The organism is Williamsia muralis (assembly GCF_051487485.1).
Lineage (GTDB): Bacteria > Actinomycetota > Actinomycetes > Mycobacteriales > Mycobacteriaceae > Williamsia > Williamsia muralis_B.
In genome coordinates, this window is record NZ_JAHVCV010000001.1 from 150,366 (window position 1) to 170,251 (window position 19,886).

The window sequence follows — 19,886 nt, forward strand, 5'->3', positions numbered from 1 at the left end:
AGTGACATGGATATCGGCGTCTTCATCCCCATCGGCAACAACGGTTGGCTCATCTCCAAGAGCGCACCGCAGTACATGCCATCGTTCGAGCTCAACAAGACCATCGTGCAAAAGGCCGAACACCACGGACTCGATTTCGCCCTCTCGATGATCAAGCTGAAGGGGTTCGGCGGCGAAACCGAGTTCTGGGATCACAACCTCGAGTCGTTCACCCTCATGGCTGGACTCGCCGCGGCCACAGACAGAATTAAACTTTTCGCCTCGACTCCGATCCTCACCCTTCCGCCGGCCATGGTCGCCCGCATGGCATCGACGATCGACTCGATCGCACCCGGCCGGTTCGGGGTCAACATCGTCACGGGATGGGCACCGAACGAGTACACCCAGATGGGAATGTGGCCGGGCGAGGAATACTTCGGTTACCGCTACGAACAGGCCACCGAGTACGTGCAGATCATGCGCGAGTTGTGGGCCGACGGCGTGTCCGACTTCAAGGGCAAGCACTACACGATGGACAACTGCGTGCTGTCGCCGCGACCCACCGGGGGTGCGGTTCCCATCGTGGCCGCCGGTCAGTCCAAGACCGGCATGAAGTTCGCTTCCGAGATGGCCGACTTCAACTTCATCATGGGCACCGGGATAAATACTCCGACCGCCATGTCCGAAGCCACCTCCACTCTTGTCGAGGCCGCCGCGACCACCGGTCGCGATGTGGGCGCCATGGCTCTGTTCATGATCATCGCCGACGAGACCGATGAAGCGGCACAGGCGAAGTGGAAGGACTACCACGACAACGCCGACCTTGCCGCACTCGGGTACATGGCCGATCAGTCGGCGACCGACGCATCCGCCGACGACTCCTCGACCGCCAAGACCATCTCACTTCCCGAGGGCGCGGTGAACTTCAACATGGGAACGCTCGTCGGGTCCTACGAGTCGATCGCAAAGATGCTCGACGAGGTCGCCGAACTTCAGGGGATCAAGGGCATCATGCTCACGTTCGACGACTTCGTCGAGGGGATCGAGAACTTCGGAACCCGCATTCAGCCGCTCATGAAGAGCCGTGAATCCATCACCACCGCTGCAGCCTGAATCCGATGGTGGGTGGGCGATTCGCCCGTCCACCCACCACCAGCCCGACGGAGCCCTCCTTGTACTCGCGCACACTCGACGTTGCGATCGTTCAAATCGGTGAACTCACCGAAGACATCCCGGCCAACTTGACCAGGCTCGGCGCTCGCGTACGCGAGGCCGGGGCGCCCGATAAACACGGCGCGACACCAGATCTGGTGGTATTGCCCGAATTGATCACCACGCCGTACTTCTGCACCAGCCACGACGTCGACCGCACCGCCTGGGCTCAGACCCTGCCTGGCCCGGCAACCGAGGTGCTTGGCGAGATCGCGGCCGAACTCGGCTGCGCAATCGCCTTCGGCACCTACGAGCGCACCGTCGATGACATCACGCACAACTCCGTGGTTCTCATCGACCCGACCGGCGAGATCGTTTGGTGGGACACCCCAAACGGCGGGCACGTCCCGGCGTACCGAAAGTTGTCGTTGCCCGCGAACAAGGTCAGCGGCATAGACATCGACGAGAAATACCACTTCGCCCCCGGTGCTTCTCCGGCCACCGCCGATCTCCTCGGAACCCGATTTGGTTGCGTGATCTGCTACGACCGCACGTTCCCCGAGAACTGGGGCGTGGCACGCGGTCTCGGCGCCGAGGTCATGCTGGCGATCGTCTCATCACTCGGCACCCGGGAGAACCTGTTTCTCGCCGAACTGCAGACTCGTGCCCTCGAGTCGCAGATGTGGATCATCGCAGCGAACCGCGCCGGCCCCGAGACGCTCAACGACGTGACCGTCGACTACTTCGGACTGTCCTGCCTTATCGCACCGGACGGGACGATTGTCGCCCAGGCACCGGCGCACCAAAACGGTGCCACCCTTCGCTTTTCACTTGACCTCGACCTAGTCGCGTCGGTGCGCGCAGCATTCCCACTTCGTCGTGACCGCCGTCCCGACGTGCTCGAACTACTTGCACGACTCGCTGACGGCACGGTGCGGCCGGCCCCTCTATCTCGGCCGTCCGCCCTGTCCCGGTCGGCCACAGTCGCGGCTGCGCCGACCGCGGTGGAGGCCGCCGGGTGACGAGCACCGACTATCCCGACCTCACCGCACCCGCCGCACACACCCTCGGTGACCTGCTCCCCCAGGCCGGTATCGACATGAGCGAGCCCATCGCTTCCTCGCGATCATTGCCCCTACCGGCCTCACCCAACACCCTCGGCACCGAGCCGGCCGACTTTGCTCTGGAGTTGACATCAACATCGGTTCCACATCAACACTTTTCGGCCCCCGACTATGTGCCGGACACCGACCATGCATTACACGGACTCGGCGTACTGGACCTGCTCGCCGCCTACCGATCGGGAATCACGACCCCGACCGATGTGCTCACAGCGCTGCGGACGCGATGGTCCGACCCTGAGCTGGCCGGCGGTTCGATTCTCGCCGTGGTGGAGACCGCGTCCGCGGCGGCGGCCGAGGCCGACCGCCGGTGGGACAACGGCACACCGCGGCCCCTCGAAGGCATCTTCTTCGGCGTCAAGGACATCATCGACGTCTCAGGTACACCGGTCACCGCTGGATCGCATCTGACGGGCGGCCGCGTGCCTGCCCGTGACGCCACTGTCATCGCCCGGTTGCGCGCGGCAGGCGCCATCCCTGCGATCATCACCGCGACCACCGAGTTCGCCTGCGGCGCACCGCACAACGCGCGCTATGGAGTGGCCACCAACCCGTGGGACCCACAGTGCTGGACGGGAGGGTCATCTACGGGATCGGCGGGTGCACTGGCCTCGGAGTTGATACCCCTGGCGCTCGGTACCGACACCGGCGGATCTATTAGGGTCCCCAGCGCGCTCTGCAACCTCACCGGAATCAAACCCACCTATGGTTTGATCCCGCGTACGGGAGTGGCTTCGTTGTCGTGGACCCTCGACCACGTCGGGCCGATGGCTCGATCAGCCGCCGACCTGAGCGCCGTCTTCGGGGTACTACTCGGCCCTGACGCCGCCGATTCCGGGGCAGCGCCATCGGTGCGCGCCGAGGAGGTACGTGACCGGCTCGGCGCAAACGGGTCGGGCGCCGTTCGACTCGATGGACTCCGTATCGGCATCCCTACCGCCTGGTTCACCGACATGTGCGATGACGCGGTCATCGCGGCGTGGCAAGAGTCGCTGGGCGTTCTACGGCGACACGGGGCACAGACCGTGCCGGTCGAGATCCCTGACGCTTCCCTGCTCCACGACGATTTCACTATTCTGCTGACCACCGAACTGGCCTCTAATCAGGAGGGCGCGATGGGTCATTTCGACCGCTTCGACATCGGAACCCAGATTCGTATCGCTCGCGGCACCGTGCCGTCGGCAGTGGACTACCTCCGCGCTCTGCGACGTCGGGCGGGCGCCCTACGCGCAACACTGCGTGCGTTCGACGACGCCGAAGTCGACATTCTCGTGACCCCTGGCGTCGGCGCCACCGCCCCACGGTTGTCCGACGTCACACTCGAGGTCAACGGGGTTCGGCACCCCATGCAGTCTGTTGTCGGCCGCAACACTGCGCTGTTCGACCATCTCGGACTCCCGGCCGTGATGACCCCGGCAGGGTTTGTCGACGGCATGCCCGTGGGGGTTCAGATCGTCGGTCGCCCGTGGTCGGATGCGATGGTCATCGGCCTCGCCCGGGCACTTCAGCACGTCACCGGCCACCACCATCGCCGTGCGCATGGATGACCGGCCTCGTGGGTAGCCGACCTCGGGCCCGTGGAACGAACGATCGCGTTGTCGCCCCACGCCAGCCGCACCCGTGGCGGGTCTTCGCCGTTACCAGTATCGGCGTGATAGCAGTCTTTGTCAGCATGAGCGGACTGACCGTCGCCCTGCCGACCCTGGCGGCCGAACTCGATGCGTCGCCGGCCCAGTCGACATGGATCCTGGTGGGCTACATGGTGGTGACAACGGCACTGATCCTGGTCTTCGGCAGACTCGCGGACATCGTCGGTCGTCGTCCCCTGTACCTGGCCGGCCTAGTGGTGTTCACCGTTGCCAGCGGCCTTTGCATCGTCTCGCCGTCGCCCGGATGGTTGATCGCCGCACGAGTTCTGCAGGGTGTCGGGGCGGCCTCGGTAGTCACCAACAACACGGCGTTGCTCACCGACACTTTCCCCCGGCACGTGCTCGGTCGCGCCCTGGGCTGGAATGCAACCGTCGCCGCTGTGGCCCAGGTGATCGGACCCGTGATCGGCGGTGCAGCGACCGCTCTCATCGGGTGGCGCGGTTTGTTCGTAGTGGTGTTGGTGATTGGCCTGATCGCCACGGCGGCATCGTTTGCAGTCATTCCCCGGACGTCGACCAGTACCGCCGACCGCGAGCCCTTCGATCTGACCGGAGCAATGCTGTCGACCGTTCTCCTCACCGTCGTCGTCCTCGCACTTACCCCTGGGCTGACCACGTCATCCTGGCTGCCGTGGCTCTGCGGTGGCGTGGCCATCGCGACGGCGTTCGTCTTCGTGTTGGTACAGGTCCGTCGAGCTCACCCACTGATCGATGCGCAGCTCTTCCGCACCCGCGGGATAGCACTGGTTCTCGTCGCCTGCATGCTGACCGGTGCCGCCACCTATGCAGTACCACTGATCATCTCGCTGTTCGAGCAGGCAGTCGACGGCACGTCGCCGTTCGTCGCGGGCCTTTTGGTCACTCCGGTCGCGGTGGGCACCATCGTCGCGGCGGTGGTCGCCGGCGCACTGGTCACTCGCACAGCGCCGCGCACACTCACCGCAATCGGCATGGCGCTCAACGTCGTCGGCTTATTGGGCATGACACTGACGCTGTCCGTGAACGGCGTCCACCTGCTAGTCAGCTCGGCATTCCTGTTTGTCGTCGGATGCGGCATCGGAATGTTCATGACCCCTAGCACCAGTGCGTTGATGTTGACCGTCCCGGTCGAGCGCCGCGGAATCGCCAACGGGATGAGATCGACGATGCAGAACGTCGGAAACCTGCTGAGCACGGCCCTCGTGCTGGCGATAGTGCCGACCGGCATCGGGGCAGCCGCGTCGCATAACGAACTCGTCGACTATGTCGACGATCTCCGTGTCGCTGGAGTGGTGCTGACGTTGATCGCCGTTGTCGGGGTGGTCGTCTGTCTTGCCTTTCCACGGCGGCAGGTTCTCGCCCCATCGCGGGGGACACCGCCCGAATCCGTCACGACGATAAAGGAATCCGCATGATCTCTTCCCCACCCCCTACCAGTCGAACCGCCCAGGCCGCCGACTATGCACGCGCGGGATTCGGACAGGAGCTCGAACCAGGTACACGCCCCGCCCTGCTCGTCGTCGATCCCGCCCGAGCCTATGTCGATCCCGACTGTCCTCTGTACGCGGGAGTGGAAGAAAACGTCGAAGCCATGAAAACCCTTGTGGGTTCGGCCCGCGCAGCCGGTATTCCGATTGTGTTCACCGAGGTGCGGCTACGCGCCGACGGTGCGGACGCTGGGGTGTTCTTCCGGAAGTCGGGCACACTCGTGGCGTTCTGTGAGGGAAGTCCGTTCGGTGAACTGATCGACGGGCTCACGCCAGGCAAGGGCGAACTATTGGTGACGAAACAGTACGCGAGTGCCTACTTCGGCACATCGCTGAGCTCGTACCTGACCTCGCTCGCTGTGGACACCGTCCTCATCGCCGGACTGTCCACCAGCGGTTGCGTCCGGGCGACCACCCTCGACACCATGCAGCACGGATTCATCCCTATCGTCGTGGAAGATGCTGTCGGGGACCGTGATCCGGATATCAACGCGTCCAACCTCTTCGACATGCAGCAAAAGATGGCTGAGGTCTGGCCGCTGTCTCGCGCCCAGGAGTACATGAGCAGCGTCGCTGCCGTTTAGTTAACACGACCGAACCAAAACGGTTGCCTGTTGAAATACGTGATCCGATAGATTCGGGTCAATGCATTCGAAGTCATGATTGCATCTCCGACTCGGCAACGCCGCCCCCGTCGCACTCAATTTTGATCGACTTCCCTTACTCATCAGGAGTTTTCATGGCACCATCGTCATCTCGTGGCGTCTCGATCGCCGCGATCGGTCTCGCCGCCGTGTTCGGCTTCTCGGCGTGTAGCAGTTCCGGATCCAACGGGGGCGCCGGTGGCGACGCGTCTGCCGGCATCGCCTATGCCCAATCCCAGCTCGCGAAGTTCACCGGCGATCCCAGTTTCACGCTGCAGGCCGACCCGTTTCCGATGAAGGACATCGCAGGCAAGAAGATTTTCGCGATTCCCACCAACAGCGAAAACCCTTACAACGTCGCGGTGGACGAGGAGTCCAAGAAGGTGGCCGAAAGGTATGGAGCCACCTGGATCGAATACGTCAATCAGGGCAAACCGGCCCAGTGGAGCACCGGGGTCGAACAGGCTGTGAACCAGAAGGTGGACCTCATCGTCCTCTCTCAGGGCATTGACGGTTCACTCATCAAACCTGCTCTGCAGAAGGCCGACGCGGCAGGCATACCGGTTTTGTTGACACACACGATCCTTCGGGGTGAGACCATCCCCGCCGGTCTCGAAGGGCTCATCGACGCCTACACCGATGCGCCCCTCGCCGAGGCCAACCGGCTCACCGTCGACTGGATGATCGATCAGACCGGCGGCGAGGGCAATGCCCTCATCATCACCTCCGATGAAGTCCCGCCCGCCAAGGCGGAGGTGGCAGCGATGAAGGATGAGATCGACAAATACTGTCCAAACTGCGATTACAAGGTCGTCAACGTCCCGGTCGCCGAATGGGCCACCAAGATTCAGCCGGAGATCCAGACCGCACTGTCGGCGGACCCGTCGATCGATTTCGTTCTTCCCATCTACGATTCGATGTCGCTCTACGCCCAGGCTGGTATCAAAGCAGCGGGCAAAGCCGGCCAGGTCCAGATCTCGTCGGTCAACGGCACCCCGGCGGTGCTGAAGATTCAGCAGGACGACGGCATCGTGACCATGAACGTGGGCGAATCCATCCCTTGGTTGGCCTGGGCAACGATGGATCAGGCCGGCCGGCTTCTGCTCGGGTTGCCTCCGGTTGCCGACGGCGCCGAACAGACACCGCTCAAACTGATCACCAAAGACAACATCGGCGAAACCGGCACCCCGCCGCAACCTGACAAAGGTTACGGAACCGCCTATGTCACCGGTTACGAGACCCTGTGGGGCACCAGTGCCCAGTCCTGACCCCATCGTCAATATCGTTGGCCTGTCGAAGACGTTCGGTGAGAACACGGTCCTCAAGAACGTCGGTCTCACCGTCCACGCCGGTGAGGTTCACGGTCTGCTCGGGGAGAACGGGTCCGGTAAATCCACCCTCATCAAGGTGCTCGCAGGATTTCACGCACCGGATCCCGGTGCAGCCCTGCAGGTTCGCGGGCGAGATGTCGCGCTCCCGATCGCGTCCGGGGGATTCCGCGATATCGGCATCAGTTTTGTGCACCAAGATCTCGCGCTCGTCCCGGACCTCTCGGTGGTCGAGAACCTACGTGTCGGTTCGACCATCGCCGGGTCAAGACCGTGGATCTCTTGGCGCCGCGAGAAGAAGGTCGCGCGAGAGTTGTTTGCCAGATACGGATTACGTATTGATCCGACCGCGCCGGTGTCGTCACTGGGTGCCACCGACCGCGCCCTGCTGGCGATCCTGCGTGCCGTCGATGACCTCGGCGACCGACGCACCCTGCTCGTGTTGGACGAACCGACCGTCTTCCTTCCTCGCGAGGGCACAGACCTGCTGTTTTCGGTGGTCAGGGAGATCGTTGCCGACAGCAGGGCCGCCGTCTTGTTCGTCTCACATGATCTCGACGAGGTTCTCGCACACACCGACCGGGTCACCGTGCTCCGAGACGGCGTGTCCCAAGGCACTCATCACACGGCCAAACTGACCTCGTCTTCACTGATCGATCTGATCGTCGGTCGCACACTTGCGGCAGCCGAACGGCGCGCCCCGGCTCCCGCCGCGGCGCGGGACGATCCACCGCTGGCGGCGGTGCGAGGATTGGGTACCGCCACGATCGACAGCCTCGACGTCGACATCCTTCCGGGCGAGATCGTTGGCATCACCGGCATTGCAGGATCGGGTTATGACGATGTCCTGCCCGCCCTCTACGGCGCCGACCCCGCCCGGGAAGGAATCCTGACCATCGGTGAGCGCACCTTGGCACTGAGCTCGGTGACTCCGATCGGCGCGCTCGCGGCCTCGATCGTGTACGTACCGCCCAATCGCAAGATCGACGGCAGTGCACCGGAACTCACCGTCGCAGAGAACGTCACCCTTCCGGTGCTCGGCAGGATCCTGCGACCGAAGGCGGTTGATGCGATCGCCGGACGAATCGCCGAGCAATGCGATGTACGACCCCGTGATCCTCGTGCCGTGTACGGGTCGTTGTCGGGCGGCAACCAGCAGAAGGCACTGATCGGTAAATGGTTGCAGACCGATCCCAAGTTGGTGTTGCTCGCCGAACCCACCCAGGGTGTTGACGTCGGAGCGCGCGCTCGCATCTTCGACATACTCCGCGACACCGCCCGCAGCGGCGCGGGGATTGTCGTGGCGAGTTCGGACTACGAACAACTGTCCGTGCTGTGTGACCGCGTGATCGTGATGTCACGCGGTCGGATCGCTACTGAACTGACTGGCGAACTGCTGGACAAACGCCATATATCCGACAGCGTTCTCGGCGTGACCCCAGAGGAAGTGTCCGTCTGATGTCCCTCACCGTTGATACCAAGTCCACCAACGACATTCCCGCCACTGAGCCAACCCGGCGACGCCGTCGCGTCAGCGGCGGGCCTGCCCTCGAAAAGTACGCGCTGGTGCTCGCGCTCATCGTCGTGGTCGTCGTATTCAGTGTGCTACGGCCGCAGGTCTATCCGACCACAAGCAACCTGCAGAACATTCTCGGATCGCAAGCAGTGCTGCTCATCCTGGCGCTCGGCCTGATCATCCCCCTCACCGCCGGTGAGTTCGACCTGTCCGCGGTGTCGACAATGTCGTTGTCCGCGATGACCATTGCAGTGCTCAACGTGCAGCACGGTTGGTCATTACCGTCGGCCATCGTGGTGGCGATCCTCGCCGCCCTGATAGTCGGCGTGGTAAACGGAGTCCTGGTGGTGCAACTGCGTATCGACTCCTTCATCGCCACCCTCGGCAGCGGAACGGTTGTCCTCGTTGTGGTGCAGTGGATGTCGAGCTCCACATCCGTCACTGGTATCGACTCCGCCCTCGTCGACGCCACCGTCGGCACCCGACTCTTCGGTGTGTCTCTGCAGTTCTATTACGCACTGTTTTTGGTCGTGGTCATCGCTTTGGTGTTCGGTTACACGCCGGTGGGCCGACGGCTGCTGTTCGTCGGCCGTGGCGCTGAAGTGGCTCGTCTGAGTGGACTGCACGTCGACCGCATCCGGGGCGGCTCACTCGTCATGTCGTCGCTGGTCGCTTCGCTGGCCGGAGTCGTCTACGCCGGCATGCTCGGTGGGGCCGACCCATCGTCGGGGCAGTCGTTCATGCTGCCGTCGTTCGCAGCCGCGTTCCTGGGTGCCACGGCAATCATCCCAGGCCGCTTCAATGCCTTCGGCACGCTCATCGCGGTCTACTTCCTCGTCGCCGGCGTCGTCGGTCTGCAGATGCTCGGTGCTGCGAGTTTTGTCCAACAGCTGTTCTACGGAGGCGCTCTGATCGTCGCCGTGGCGCTATCGGGCGCCGTTCGGCGCCGGACCACGTCACGGTCGGCGACATGACCCACTCACGTCTTCTCACGAGAAAGGTAATTCCATGACAATCACCGTTGTTGCAGGCAATCCGAAATCCGGTTCACGCACCCTCGACGCCGCACGTCAGCTGGCGAAGGCGCTCACCAACACCGAACCCGACCACCTCATCGACGTCGTCGACCTCGGACCGGGCCTGCTCGGGTGGGGTGATGCCCAGGTGAAGGCCGCGGTGCAGACTGTGTCCGCGTCGGACCTGGTTGTAATCGCGAGTCCCACCTTCAAAGCCACCTATACGGGCATCCTCAAACTATTCCTCGACCAGTTCGCGACCGGTGACGGGCTGCGTGACGTCACCGCGGTGCCCCTGATGCTTGGCGCCGGGCCGGCCCACGCGATGGCCCCCGATCTACTACTCAAACCGGTGCTCGTCGAACTCGGTGCCACCTGTCCGTCCCCCGGCCTTTACCTGATCGATTCGAGCTACACCACCGACACCCGGATCGACGAGTACACCAAACGCTGGGCTCCTACCCTGCGGTCGACTCGACGAACGGACGCAGCATGAGTATCGAACCGCTGGACGGTACCGCCCTACGACGCGCCTTCGCGCACATTCCCGCCGGAGTCATCGCCATCTGTGCAGACACCGGTACTGAACGGATCGGGATGGCAGCGAGCACATTTGTCCCTGTGTCCCTGAATCCGCCGCTGGTGTCATTCTGCGTACAGAACACCTCCACCACCTGGCCGAAGCTCGCTGCTCTACCGCGCCTGGGTGTCAGTGTCCTCAGCGCCGATCACGACACGGCCGCTCGGGTCCTCGCTGCCAAGAACGGCGACCGCTTCGCCGGTATCGAAACCCAAACCCACGACGGCGGGGCTCTGTTCGTCACCGGGTGCGGAATTTGGATGGACGTGACGGTGCACCAAGAAATTCTCGCCGGAGACCACACCATCGTGGTGATGCGGATAAACGCCGTCCACAGCGGCAACACGGATGTCGGTGTCGAACCGATCGTGTTCCATCGCAGCGCGTTCCGAAAGCTCGCGTCATAGGGTCAGGTGTAGGTCACCTGCCAACGAGGCCGTGACAGCAATGCGCAATAGCCACCCGACGGCGCGCCTCGACCGCGGACACGGTGCGTCGCAACGACCGCTTCTCCGGTACCGAGAGCACCTCCAGCGCAGCGCATTACCTCAACGGCGTTTGACCAATCTGGATCCCGACGTCCAACGTTGTGCCGCCTGCGGGACAACACTGACACCGTCCTCCTGTTGATTTCATTCGTTGGCCGTGAACACGCCCAGCGAGCCACCCATCTGTCCCGACGCAGACATTCCCTACCATCGAAGGAGTGCACATGGCCCGTCAACTCGCGCCCATCGTCACTTTCGTCCATGAGGCACTCGGAGTCGTAGGACTCACACTCCCAATGCCGACGAACCCGATCATCACCGCTCCTGCCGACCTGCAGGATGCGCAAAAACTCTCTCGCCGCGCGCTTCTCGATCACCGCCAACCAGGGTTCCCACGCCCGTGCGTTCTCGCCGAGCTACGTTTTCACGTCGCCACCAACGCCGACACCGCCCGCACACAAGCCGCACCGGTCGCCCACACACTCACCGGCCGCCTGAACTACATCGGCACGCCAGGCGGTCTCGCCGGCCTGATCTGCGATATTAAAGCAGCCCACGTGGCCGATGGCGTCCGACTCATTCCCGCTTGTGCGGATGACGACGACGCCCTTGACCTGATCGTCAACGTCGTCATGCCACTATTGACTGAGCACGGCAGCGCAATGGACACAGCATCAGTTGGCTACATACACAAGATCATTGCGCAACGCACCCAGGTCGACGACAAAAGCACTGCATCACCCGCTGGCCGATAGCCCCGCATTCCATGGCGTCATCTGAACCGACAACGCGGCCATACTTCTGCGACCTGAACTCGGTGAGATTTGCGGCACCCAACGAGCGTTGATCACGCCCGAAGAGGCCGACATCTACGCGGGCAATCCAATCGACGCGATGCCGTACAACCGTTCGTTCTCGGACAGGAAACGTAGATGAGTTTGGACTGAGTGCGGACTCGCCCCAAGCATTCGAACCCCAGCATCGCTGGCCCAGGCGCACTGCCACGATACCAACCGGTCAGCCGCGCGCCATATCCACGAACCGGCTCAAATGCAGTTGGTGCGCAACGGTAATCGTCGACGTGGGGCCGTTACGGTGCTTACCCAAGATGATGTCGGCTTCGCCGGCACGGGGGTCATCGCGTTCGAACGCGTCGGGGCGATGTAGCAGGATCACCATGTCGGCGTCCTGCTCCAGCGAACCGGACTCACGGAGGTCGGAGACCTGCGGGCGCTTGTCGGTACGTTGCTCGGGACCACGGTTCAGCTGACTGATGGCGACCACTGGAACCTCGAGCTCCTTGGCGAGCAGCTTGATGCTTCGCGAGAACTCGGAGACTTCCTGCTGGCGCGACTCGACCTTCTTGCCGGACGACATCAGCTGCATGTAGTCGATGACCACGAGCTTGAGATCATGACGCTGCTTCAAACGCCTTGCCTTTGCACGGATTTCCATCATCGTGAGGTTGGGCGAGTCGTCGATGAACAAAGGCGCCTCGGAAATTTCACCCATTCGACGAGCCAATCGGGTCCAGTCATCATCGCTCATCCGGCCCGAGCGCATGTCGCCGAGTTTGATCTTCGCCTCGGCGGAGAGCAACCGCATCACGATCTCGGTTTTGCTCATTTCCAAAGAGAACATGGCACTGGTCATTTGGTGCTTGATGGAGCAAGACCGCAGGAAGTCCATCGCGAGTGTCGAGTTGTGAGTTGGGATCATGGCCTCACCGGCGAGGTACATGTGGTCGTTGTTGTCGACCTGCACGCACCGCACGGGAACGCTGTCGATGGGCCGCACATCCACGATGAACCGAGAAGACGAGCGTGACAAGTTCTTGGCGCGGCGACGTTCTTTGTGCAGCAAAGCCTTTCGAGCAAGACCGAAGACCTCATCGTCGGTCGCGAATGTCAGCGAGTACGCGGTCGATGAGGCTTCGGTATGACCATCGACCCGCTTCGTCGATGTGCCGCAGCGGTACCCGAGACTCACGATGAGCTCGCGCACATTGGCCACCAGCGTCGGGCTTGTCCCAGTGAACTGAACCGAGCCGCCCGCTGTCACAGTGCCATCGGTGTCGAGAAGCCCAGCGAGCAATGCCCGCCGCTGCTCCTCAGATGCGCGCAGGTACTGAGTCGGAATGTGCTTGTTGCCCAACACCCCGAGCATGCGCAACCGACCCTGAACGCTACCGACCGAGTACAGGCATTCCTGGCAGGCGTACTTGCCGGTGAACTCTCGACCACACCACTTGCACGGGTTCGGAGCAACTGCCGCAGACATGAACCGCGACTTGCCGCCACATGACTGACCACATGTACGGACGTGGGCGAACGCCGGAGAGAACTCCTTGCCGCACACGACACAGGACTTCTTCGCAAACGGTTCATCGCCAGGCAAGCTGATTCCGTATCGGAGCTTGACGTTTGCACTCCTCCGGCAGACGTAGCCCTCGCCTTCGATTCTCATCGGGATTTCGGGATCTGCTGACGTCAGGACCGCACCATCGGATGACCCGTCGCCAAGCCAAGCGCCCAACGTGTACGGCTGAACCAGGAGATCCTGTTTCGGAAGCTGAACCGCCCGCGCGTTCGTAACGGAGTGGTTCGCTCGTTGGTCCGCGGTATTGGTGCGAAGCGTCGAGAAGATCTGTCCCGTGGTGCGTACCTCCGCAGGAAAGCGGGGAGAGCGGCGCGAAGCACGGGTGTCCGTCAACCACTGGTGCTGCTCATCAGCGATCAGCACAGACCCATCCGAGAACTCGACTTCGTAGCAAGGCCGATCCTGCATCACCTCGGTCGCCGCAACAACTCGGGTTGGTTTGCCATCGGCGCCGATCAGGTGGTCACCGACCTTGACTTGCCCCATCGTTGTCCAACCCGACGGCGTCGGCAGAGGCGTACTCAGTGCGAGCGCTTTACCCACACCAGGCCTCGCCGCAACAATGATCATCTGACCCGGGTGCAAACCGTTGGTCACTTCATCAAGATCGTGGAAACCCGTTGGCACACCGAGGGATAGACCACCACGCGACGCGATGGAGTCGATCTCGTCCATTGTTGGCTGAAGCAGTTCTTCAAGCGCCACATAGTCTTCGGCGGTACGACGCTCGGTGACCTCGTACACCTCGGCCTGCGCGCGGTCGACGACCTCGGCGACATCCTGGCCGTCGGCCCCGGCGTAGCCGTATTGGACGATGCGGGTGCCGGCTTCCACCAGGCGACGAAGAATCGCTTTCTCGGCGACGATCTCCGCGTAGAAGCCGGCATTGGCCGCGGTCGGCACCGTCGAGATCAGCGTATGGAGGTACGGCGCCCCTCCGATACGTCGAAGCTCGCCCGCGCGGTCGAGCTGCCCGGCAACGGTCACAGCATCGGCAGGTTCCCCCTTGCCGTACAGGTCGAGAATGGCGTCGTAGACCGCCTGGTGCGCGGGCCGATAGAAGTCGCCCGGGCGGAGCTTCTCAAGCACGTCGGCGATGGCGTCCTTGGACAGCATCATGCCGCCCAGAACAGATTGCTCGGCGGCCATGTCCTGCGGGGGCTGGCGGCCGAAGTCTTCGCTCGGGGGCACCTGTTCACGCGGAGTTGTATGCCCACGATCGTCAACTACGGCCAACGTGCCACCCCTTTCGCTTCAGGTTGTCTGGACCACTATTTCAAGAGGGTCTGACAACCCAATCGCCTCAGATCGCCGCCGATCTGCATGCGCACCCGCCAGACACTAAGGGCTCAGGCCGATCCGGCCAAACGGAGCTGTGGACCATCCTGTGCACCAACTGTGGACGGTGTGCGGATAGTTGTTAGCGCCCTGTTGGCTACCTGTGGATAAGTGAGGTGAATAGAAGCATCATCGCAGCTCAGCCATGGTCACTCACTTTTTCTTACTGTGGATACCCATTCACACGGCGTGTCTCTGCAAGTGCGGTTTCGGGCGTGTTCGGTTTGACAAATCGAGTTGTACTACAAACGCACGAACTTCCATCACTTGCCCTAAAGTGACCGTGACGTGCATAGATCTGTGCTCACCGAACCGGTCACACGAGCGGGCCAACAGTGGTGCAATGATCGGGCACGAACGAATGATCTGGGGAGGCGTTCATGAGGAAGATCATCGGGGTGATTGCCGCTGTTGCGGCCACTGTCGGACTGCTGTCGGCAGGTTCCCCGGCCTCGGCGGTACCGGGTCCCACGTACACGCAGGTCCCCGATCTCGCCGGCTACGTGCCCGTGGACCCCTACGGCTACCGATCCCCCGACTTCGCCGACAACGGCAAGACGTTCTTCGTCACTTCCAGCGGCCGGGTCTGCGCCCTGGGCCCCGGCTACGCCTACACGGCGTGCACCGGCCACCCGTCCACCGCGCCTCCGGGAATCGTCGGTGCGGCCATCTCTGCGGGCCAGACGGGCCCCTACTGGGTCCCTCCGAACACTTCGTACACGGTGCGTCCGCGGGGCTGGTTCCAACCACCCCTGCTTCAGATCGGTGAGTCGATCACCGTCGACGGATCGAGCTGCGCGGTGAGCCCCGTCGGCGTGACGTGTGTGGCCGGTCCGAGAGCGTTCACGTTGACCCAGTCCTGGTACAAGTTCGTGACGCCCGCGGGCGACCAGTACCACGACGCGAACCGGTCCCCCGAGTTCCTTCCTCCCGATCAGCGCTGACCCAATCGCCTTGGGCGACAAACCCTCCGACAGTGGTCACATCCTCCGACTGCAACCGGAGGAAGTCGCCGGAGTCGGAGGGTCTGGGGAACACACACCGAGCCCACGAGTCACCGCCCGGGCGTCGCCCCACCGGGATTGCCGAGTTCGTCTTCGTACGTGTGCATTGCGGAGATCAACGCCGTGAACACCCGATGGGCGGCAGCAAGATCTTCGTCGGGAAGATCCACCATCGCGTCATGGGTGTGCTTGCCCAGCGGCGCGAAGAACGCCCTCGCCACGGCCATCCCGTGCTCGTCGTAGCGCAGGATCACCTTTCGGCGGTCGCGTTCGTCGGCCTCCCGCCGGATGTGCCCCGAACCGATCATGCGTTCCACGAGATGCGTCACAGCCCCGCCCGACACCTGCAAACGCTTACCGAGACCACCCGACGTCAACGGCGCGCCCGCCGCGTCAGCGACCATCACGTGCAGCAGGGCTCGAAAGTCGTTTGCACTGAGGTCATTCAGGGTCGCGAACACACGCGAGATCTGGTCGGACTCGGCGTTGAGCGCCCGGACATCCGATGAGATCTGGGACTCGAGCGCTGCGCGGTTGTCCTGCGCCGGTTGATTGTCGGGCATGGGTACCTCCTGCCAGGACTATAAGGCCTGGAGATAGTTTAGTTGCTCAATATTTTAAAATGTGAGATTGTTGGGACATGGCGACCCCAAAGACGTCGACTCATTCACCCACCTGGTGGGATCGCTTTGCTGCCGCAGTGAGCGGCCGTAGATCGTGGTGGATCGCTCTGGCGGTCATCCTGATCTCCGGCGCCGCCATGGGACTCATCGGCGAGAACGACTCGGGAGATCAAGCGCCGGATTCGCTTCCACCATCGGCTGATTCGGCACAGGTCAACGAATTGCTCGACAGCTTCCCCGATTCGGACGTATCGGCAGCCGTACTCGTCACGGTTCGCAGCGACGGCGCTCCGCTGTCCGGCGACGACAAGGCCGCCGTCGAGCAAGCACAACAGCGCATGCTCGCCGTCGACCGCTCGGTGCCCACCGATGCATCGGCCGGTCCGGGCGTTGTTGTCTCTCCAGATGGAATCGCAGCCATTTCCGTTGTGCCTGTCAGCGCCGAGCTCAACGGCTTCAAGCTCACCGACCTCGTCGACGAGTTGCGAGACGCCGCCGACGACGGCCTACCGAGCGGCTTGACCACCTACGTGACCGGTGGCCCGGCGTTCGGCGCCGACACCGCAAACTCGTTTTCCGGTGCCAACGTCACACTGTTGGCAGTGACGGCACTCGTTGTTGCCCTTCTACTGATCGTCACGTATCGCTCGCCGGTTCTGTGGCTGGTTCCCTTGCTGGTCATCGGGTTTGCCGATCGGCTGGCGAGTTCGGTCGGCACCGGGCTGGCCGAGCTGACCGGCCTCTCGTTTGACGGATCCACCTCGGGCATCACCAGCGTGCTGGTGTTCGGCGCGGGCACCAACTACGCCCTGCTGCTGATCTCGCGATATCGGGAAGAGCTGCGCAAAGAGCAGGACCACCGGATTGCGTTGCAGCACGCGGTCCGTCATGCTGGCCCGGCCATCCTCGCTTCGAACGCGACAGTGGTACTGGCACTGCTCACACTCCTGCTCGCCGCACTACCAAGTACCCGCAGTCTCGGCGCACTGGCGGCTGCGGGACTTGTTGTCGCAGTGATCTTCGCCCTGCTGGTGTTGCCACCCCTGTTGGCGCTGTTCGGAACTCGCCTCTTCTGGCCGTTCATCCCCAAGGTGGGCGATCCGGTGCCGACCGAGGGCGGTAACTGGTTCAAGATCGCAAACGCCGTCTCCCGGCACCCGGTTCGCGTTCTCGCCGTCGCCCTCACGGCATTGATCGCATGCTCGTTGGGCCTGCTCGGCGCAAACATCGGCCTCTCACAGACCGAGCAGTTCCGCGTGAGCGCCGACTCCGTCGAAGGTTTCGACACCCTCGCCGAACACTTCCCCGCCGGGCAGTCCGACCCCACGATCGTCATCGCGAACACCGCTGCGGCCGAAGAGATCCAGTCCGTCCTGGACAGCACCGACGGAGTGATCTCGGCGACCGAGACGGGCCGGTCCGACGACGGCCTCACCAAGTGGTCCGTGGTCATCGACGCCGACCCGGCGTCCGAGCGGGCTTTCGACATCATCGATCAAATACGCGACGTCACGGGTGACGTTCCCGATGCGCAGGCACTCGTCGGCGGATCCGATGCCGAAGCCCTCGACGTCGCAAACGCGTCCGAACGTGATCGACTCCTGATCATCCCGCTGATCCTCGCCGCGGTGTTCGTCATCCTGATCGTGTTCCTGCGCGCTCTGGTGGCACCGGTGGTGCTGGTCGCGACAACAGTGCTGAGCACCGTCGCCGCCATCGGAATCGGCAGCCTCATCAGCGAACACATCTTCGGTTTCCCGGCCCTGGACAACAACGTCCCGCTCTACTCCTTCCTCTTCCTGGTTGCCCTGGGAATCGACTACACGATGTTCTTGGTGATCCGCGCGAGGGAAGAGACACCTGGCCACGGCACGCGAGACGCCATCGTGCGCGCAGTGGCCTCTACCGGTGCCGTGATCACCAGTGCGGGAATCGTATTGGCCGCAGTCTTCTGCGTGCTCGGCATCCTCCCGCTCATCACACTGACCCAGCTGGGCATCATCGTCGGACTCGGAATCCTTCTCGACACGTTCCTGGTTCGGACCGTGGTGATTCCCGCGCTCTTCAGCGTGATCGGGCCCCGCATCTGGTGGCCAGGCACCGTGGACCAAAAAGCGCGTCCACAACCGGAATTACAACAACAGAAGTAGGAGATGACACCATGGCGTTTTCACCTCGCCGACTCAGTCGCATCGTGATCGGCGGTCTTGCAATCGCTTTCGCTCTTGCCTGTGCGGCTCCCGCTTCGGCGGACACCAGCTCGCTACCCCAGCCACTGAAGCCGGTGGCCAAGCTGGACACCCAGCGTTATCTCGGTGACTGGAATCAGATCGCCGCCATCCCGCAGCCGTTCAACCTCATCTGTGCGCGCGACACGATGGCGAACTACCAATTGATCGACCCGACGAACATCCGGGTGGAGAACACCTGCACCACCTGGACCAACCAGGAGAACCGGATCGTCGGCAACGCTCGGGTCAACGACAAGGTGACCGGCGCCCAGCTTCACGTCAGCTTCCCGGGCGTTCCGACGCAGGAGTCCAAGGATGGGCCCACCAACTATGTGGTCACCTACATCGCCGATGACTACTCCTGGGCATTTGTCGGAAGCCCCGAGCGCACATCAGCATTCGTGTTGTCGCGTGAGCCGGCCGTGAGCACCGACCAGTGGAAGCAGATCCGCAAGGTCGCCGAAGACCGCGGCTACAACGCCTGCCTGCTCCTCACCTCTCCGACCACCGGCGGTTCGAACGAGATCCGTCCGCTCTGCACCGTCTGATCGATCGCAGATACAACAAACCCCCGGCCACATGTGGTCGGGGGTTTGTTGTGTGTAGAACCTGGTGACTACTTGCCGGCAGTCACGGTGAGGTTGAACTGTGCAACAACGTCGCTGTGCAGGTTCACCAAGACCGGGTAGGTACCGGTGGCCTTGATGTGGCCCTTGGGCAGTTCGATGTTGCGCTTGTCGACAGCAGGTCCGCCGGCACTCTTGATGGCACTGACCACGTCAGCGGCCGAGACCGAACCGAACAGCTTGCCCGAGTCGTGGGTCTTGACACCCAACGTGACCTCGGCGAGCCCTTCGATGGCCTGCTTGAGCTCGTTGGCGTGCTCGAGACCGCGCACTGCGCGAGCGTCCTGTGCACGACGGATGCCTTCGACCTGCTTCTCTGCTCCGCGGGTGGCGACGATGGCCAGCCCACGAGGCAGCAGGAAGTTACGGCCGTAGCCGTCTTTGACCTCGACGGTGTCGCCGGGGACACCCAACTTCTCTACCTCTGCGGTGAGGATCAGTTTCATGTTCTTGGTCCTTTCCGCTTATCGAGAGGTGGAGGTGAAGGGCAGCAAGGCAACTTCGCGCGAGTTCTTCACCGCGATGGCCACGTCCCGCTGATGCTGGACGCAGTTACCGGTGACCCGACGCGAGCGGATCTTGCCACGGTCAGACAAGAAACGACGCAGAAGCGCGGTGTCCTTGTAATCGATCAGCAGGTTCTTCTCTTTGCAGAAAGTGCAGGCCTTGGCCTTGACGATCTTTTCTGCGCCACGGACCTTCCGTCCGCCTTTAGCTTTTCCAGCCATGTGTTGTCACTCCAAAAG

The 19,886-nt window shown here is 62.9% G+C and carries 18 protein-coding genes; 14 read left to right on the forward strand and 4 right to left on the reverse strand.

The features are described from left to right. The first annotated feature begins 6 nt into the window (after positions 1-6). The 11 genes from rutA to KXR83_RS00810 all read left to right on the forward strand — a co-directional run bounded on the left by rutA (position 7) and on the right by KXR83_RS00810 (position 11,694). Positions 7-1,092: a pyrimidine utilization protein A gene (gene rutA, locus KXR83_RS00760; RefSeq protein WP_437423148.1), complete on the forward strand. Its 1,086-nt coding sequence runs from the start codon at positions 7-9 to the stop codon at positions 1,090-1,092. A gap of 59 nt (positions 1,093-1,151) precedes the next feature. Continuing rightward, positions 1,152-2,153 carry a carbon-nitrogen hydrolase family protein gene (locus tag KXR83_RS00765; protein WP_437423149.1) on the forward strand — a complete coding sequence of 334 codons (1,002 nt, stop codon included), beginning with the start codon at positions 1,152-1,154 and terminating at the stop codon, positions 2,151-2,153. Continuing rightward, on the forward strand, positions 2,150-3,799 hold the full coding sequence (locus KXR83_RS00770; RefSeq protein WP_437423150.1) for an amidase: 1,650 nt from the start codon (positions 2,150-2,152) through the stop codon (positions 3,797-3,799). Before KXR83_RS00765 ends, KXR83_RS00770 begins: the two co-directional genes overlap by 4 nt. Next, positions 3,796-5,295 carry an MFS transporter gene (locus KXR83_RS00775; RefSeq protein WP_437423151.1) on the forward strand — a complete coding sequence of 500 codons (1,500 nt, stop codon included), beginning with the start codon at positions 3,796-3,798 and terminating at the stop codon, positions 5,293-5,295. Before KXR83_RS00770 ends, KXR83_RS00775 begins: the two co-directional genes overlap by 4 nt. After that, complete coding sequence (locus KXR83_RS00780) at positions 5,292-5,951, forward strand: isochorismatase family protein (protein WP_437423152.1); 660 nt, start codon at positions 5,292-5,294, stop codon at positions 5,949-5,951. Before KXR83_RS00775 ends, KXR83_RS00780 begins: the two co-directional genes overlap by 4 nt. A 155-nt stretch (positions 5,952-6,106) precedes the next feature. Further along, the gene (locus KXR83_RS00785) at positions 6,107-7,279 is read left to right on the forward strand and encodes a sugar ABC transporter substrate-binding protein (RefSeq protein ID WP_437423153.1); all 1,173 of its coding nucleotides are present in this window, start codon (positions 6,107-6,109) and stop codon (positions 7,277-7,279) included. Next, positions 7,266-8,798 (forward strand): sugar ABC transporter ATP-binding protein, encoded by a 1,533-nt coding sequence (locus KXR83_RS00790; RefSeq protein WP_437423154.1) that lies wholly within the window; start codon positions 7,266-7,268, stop codon positions 8,796-8,798. Before KXR83_RS00785 ends, KXR83_RS00790 begins: the two co-directional genes overlap by 14 nt. Then, the gene (locus KXR83_RS00795) at positions 8,798-9,829 is read left to right on the forward strand and encodes an ABC transporter permease (RefSeq protein WP_437423155.1); all 1,032 of its coding nucleotides are present in this window, start codon (positions 8,798-8,800) and stop codon (positions 9,827-9,829) included. Before KXR83_RS00790 ends, KXR83_RS00795 begins: the two co-directional genes overlap by 1 nt. A gap of 34 nt (positions 9,830-9,863) precedes the next feature. Continuing rightward, positions 9,864-10,367: an NADPH-dependent FMN reductase gene (locus KXR83_RS00800; RefSeq protein ID WP_437423156.1), complete on the forward strand. Its 504-nt coding sequence runs from the start codon at positions 9,864-9,866 to the stop codon at positions 10,365-10,367. Continuing rightward, positions 10,364-10,858, forward strand: coding sequence for a flavin reductase family protein (locus KXR83_RS00805; protein WP_437423157.1), 495 nt, complete (start codon positions 10,364-10,366; stop codon positions 10,856-10,858). The genes KXR83_RS00800 and KXR83_RS00805 overlap by 4 nt, the downstream gene beginning before the upstream one ends. Positions 10,859-11,163: 305 nt before the next feature. Beyond that, complete coding sequence (locus tag KXR83_RS00810) at positions 11,164-11,694, forward strand: hypothetical protein (RefSeq protein WP_437423158.1); 531 nt, start codon at positions 11,164-11,166, stop codon at positions 11,692-11,694. 262 nt (positions 11,695-11,956) lie between these two features. On the opposite strand, the gene dnaB is transcribed toward KXR83_RS00810, so the two are convergent. Then, positions 11,957-14,554 carry a replicative DNA helicase gene (gene dnaB / locus KXR83_RS00815; protein WP_437423159.1) on the reverse strand — a complete coding sequence of 866 codons (2,598 nt, stop codon included), beginning with the start codon at positions 14,552-14,554 and terminating at the stop codon, positions 11,957-11,959. Positions 14,555-15,036: 482 nt separating this feature from the next. Between dnaB and KXR83_RS00820 the strand changes: the two genes are divergently transcribed. Next, the gene (locus KXR83_RS00820; RefSeq protein ID WP_437423160.1) at positions 15,037-15,600 is read left to right on the forward strand and encodes a hypothetical protein; all 564 of its coding nucleotides are present in this window, start codon (positions 15,037-15,039) and stop codon (positions 15,598-15,600) included. A 110-nt stretch (positions 15,601-15,710) separates the two neighbouring features. On the opposite strand, the gene KXR83_RS00825 is transcribed toward KXR83_RS00820, so the two are convergent. Continuing rightward, positions 15,711-16,223: a MarR family winged helix-turn-helix transcriptional regulator gene (locus KXR83_RS00825; protein ID WP_437423161.1), complete on the reverse strand. Its 513-nt coding sequence runs from the start codon at positions 16,221-16,223 to the stop codon at positions 15,711-15,713. A 77-nt stretch (positions 16,224-16,300) separates the two neighbouring features. On the opposite strand from KXR83_RS00825, the gene KXR83_RS00830 reads away from it, so the two are divergent. Continuing rightward, positions 16,301-18,433, forward strand: coding sequence for an MMPL family transporter (locus KXR83_RS00830; protein ID WP_437423162.1), 2,133 nt, complete (start codon positions 16,301-16,303; stop codon positions 18,431-18,433). 11 nt (positions 18,434-18,444) lie between these two features. Continuing rightward, a complete protein-coding gene (locus KXR83_RS00835; RefSeq protein ID WP_247206572.1) occupies positions 18,445-19,062 on the forward strand; it encodes a lipocalin family protein in 618 nt (205 codons plus the stop codon). Between the two features lie 68 nt (positions 19,063-19,130). Here KXR83_RS00835 and rplI read toward each other — a convergent pair whose 3' ends face one another. Both rplI and rpsR read right to left on the reverse strand, forming a co-directional pair. Next, on the reverse strand, positions 19,131-19,586 hold the full coding sequence (gene rplI, locus KXR83_RS00840) for a 50S ribosomal protein L9 (RefSeq protein WP_023958688.1): 456 nt from the start codon (positions 19,584-19,586) through the stop codon (positions 19,131-19,133). 18 nt (positions 19,587-19,604) lie between these two features. Continuing rightward, positions 19,605-19,868 carry a 30S ribosomal protein S18 gene (gene rpsR / locus KXR83_RS00845; RefSeq protein WP_023958686.1) on the reverse strand — a complete coding sequence of 88 codons (264 nt, stop codon included), beginning with the start codon at positions 19,866-19,868 and terminating at the stop codon, positions 19,605-19,607. Between the last annotated feature and the right edge of the window lie 18 nt (positions 19,869-19,886).

Excerpts from the sequence above, each read along its gene's own strand:
- rplI (WP_023958688.1), bottom strand. The coding sequence starts at position 19,586 with ATGAAACTGATCCTCACCGCAGAGGTAGAGAAGTTGGGTGTCCCCGGC.
- KXR83_RS00825 (WP_437423161.1), bottom strand. The coding sequence starts at position 16,223 with ATGCCCGACAATCAACCGGCGCAGGACAACCGCGCAGCGCTCGAGTCC.
- KXR83_RS00785 (WP_437423153.1), top strand. The coding sequence starts at position 6,107 with ATGGCACCATCGTCATCTCGTGGCGTCTCGATCGCCGCGATCGGTCTC.
- KXR83_RS00800 (WP_437423156.1), top strand. The coding sequence starts at position 9,864 with ATGACAATCACCGTTGTTGCAGGCAATCCGAAATCCGGTTCACGCACC.
- KXR83_RS00775 (WP_437423151.1), top strand. The coding sequence starts at position 3,796 with ATGACCGGCCTCGTGGGTAGCCGACCTCGGGCCCGTGGAACGAACGAT.
- KXR83_RS00820 (WP_437423160.1), top strand. The coding sequence starts at position 15,037 with ATGAGGAAGATCATCGGGGTGATTGCCGCTGTTGCGGCCACTGTCGGA.
- KXR83_RS00835 (WP_247206572.1), top strand. The coding sequence starts at position 18,445 with ATGGCGTTTTCACCTCGCCGACTCAGTCGCATCGTGATCGGCGGTCTT.
- KXR83_RS00780 (WP_437423152.1), top strand. The coding sequence starts at position 5,292 with ATGATCTCTTCCCCACCCCCTACCAGTCGAACCGCCCAGGCCGCCGAC.
- KXR83_RS00830 (WP_437423162.1), top strand. The coding sequence starts at position 16,301 with ATGGCGACCCCAAAGACGTCGACTCATTCACCCACCTGGTGGGATCGC.
- rutA (WP_437423148.1), top strand. The coding sequence starts at position 7 with ATGGATATCGGCGTCTTCATCCCCATCGGCAACAACGGTTGGCTCATC.
- KXR83_RS00795 (WP_437423155.1), top strand. The coding sequence starts at position 8,798 with ATGTCCCTCACCGTTGATACCAAGTCCACCAACGACATTCCCGCCACT.
- KXR83_RS00810 (WP_437423158.1), top strand. The coding sequence starts at position 11,164 with ATGGCCCGTCAACTCGCGCCCATCGTCACTTTCGTCCATGAGGCACTC.
- rpsR (WP_023958686.1), bottom strand. The coding sequence starts at position 19,868 with ATGGCTGGAAAAGCTAAAGGCGGACGGAAGGTCCGTGGCGCAGAAAAG.
- KXR83_RS00805 (WP_437423157.1), top strand. The coding sequence starts at position 10,364 with ATGAGTATCGAACCGCTGGACGGTACCGCCCTACGACGCGCCTTCGCG.